The sequence below is a fragment of the Achromobacter insolitus genome (assembly GCF_002209555.1).
In the GTDB taxonomy this organism is placed as follows: domain Bacteria; phylum Pseudomonadota; class Gammaproteobacteria; order Burkholderiales; family Burkholderiaceae_B; genus Achromobacter; species Achromobacter insolitus.
The window spans coordinates 1-895 of the sequence record NZ_NJIF01000022.1; the positions used below are offsets into that span (position 1 = coordinate 1).

General features: G+C 49.7%; 1 rRNA gene. It reads left to right on the top strand.

The window, feature by feature from the left end:
- The first annotated feature begins 186 nt into the window (after positions 1 to 186).
- Positions 187 to 299, top strand: a 5S ribosomal RNA gene (gene rrf, locus CEY08_RS29710).
- Positions 300 to 895: the final 596 nt, after the last annotated feature.

Sequence of the window (895 nt, forward strand, 5' to 3'; positions counted from 1 at the left end):
TATGACCTGGTGATATAGCGTACCAAGTGTCGTTCAATACAAAATCTGGCTGCACCGTCGGCAGCCAGCCAACACCAATTACACCCCATCGTGCGTGATCATCGAGTCTGACTCTGATCACCACGCGTTGTGTTTCTTCCAAGATTGGAGCGGTTGCGTTCACCCGCAGCTGCTCAACCAGTTACGCTTGACGACCATAGCGAGTTGGTCCCACTCCTTCCCATCCCGAACAGGACAGTGAAACGACTTTGCGCCGATGATAGTGGACGGACGTCTGTGAAAGTAGGTCATCGTCAAGCTTTTATTCCGCAAACCCCCGCAGGTTATCCTGCGGGGGTTTGTCTTTATATAGAGTGAGAGCCTCAGGTTCTCGACGCGGCGAAGCTGGAAAAATTCAGTGGAACGGCGGTTTTGCAGGAAAGGATGCAGGTTAGGCAAAAGCCAGCTGTATGAACTGCAAAAAAGATGTTATAGTTTGCGGCTTGGCTGCTACCGAAAAATCAGGGTTTACCCCGACATTTCGATAGTTGCTAAGGGAAGCGAAAACCAGGGTCTGCCCTGGTGAGTGAAGAAGGGCCTAGGTAAGTTCTAGGCAGCAAGTGGGCAGGTCTGGGTGCCGCGGGTGAGTTAAAAAAACTCAAACAAAAGCGACAACGATTTGACAAACGCTAAAAACTTCTTCATAATCTCGTTTCTCTGCTGCTGACTCAGCGGTTTCTGCGAAAGCGGAGATGAGCGAAGTTCGCGGCAAGATGCAGTAAGTAGTACCGAATTTAGCAGTACCGCTCTTTAACAATTAAACAACCGATAAGTGTGGGCGCTTGATGCGAGTGCACAGTGATTAGGTTGGGTTTAAAACCCCGTCCTGATCGCAAGCACAAGAAATCAAGTGCTC